The 244-nt window shown below is 42.6% G+C and carries 1 protein-coding gene; it reads left to right on the forward strand.

What is annotated here, in order from left to right; translation table 11 throughout:
• On the forward strand, nt 1-121 hold a 121-nt coding region (locus SB773_RS34085; protein ID WP_410594917.1), incomplete at its 5' end, for a TetR/AcrR family transcriptional regulator C-terminal domain-containing protein.
• Nucleotides 122-244 lie beyond the last annotated feature (123 nt).

Below are 244 nucleotides of genomic sequence, written 5' to 3' on the forward strand. Positions count from 1 at the left end.
CTTTGGAACATTGGACGGAGTGACGACATCATGGGTTATGAAGCAGTGTAAATACGACCTGGTCTCCCATGTTGATTCCATTTATAATCTCTTCCTGCTAGGAATGAAGGGAAAAGAATGAAAGAAAAGCTTTTTTTGCCTCCCAACGTTTGTTACAATAAGTAAAGTGATACTGAGCAGTCGCTCGGTAAGAGGCTGCTCCTTTATTTGATAGAGTCTGGGGGGAGAGCGATGGATTTGCAAT

The organism is Bacillus sp. SIMBA_074 (genome assembly GCF_046534555.1).
Taxonomy (GTDB): Bacteria; Bacillota; Bacilli; order Bacillales; family Bacillaceae_G; genus Bacillus_A; species Bacillus_A mycoides.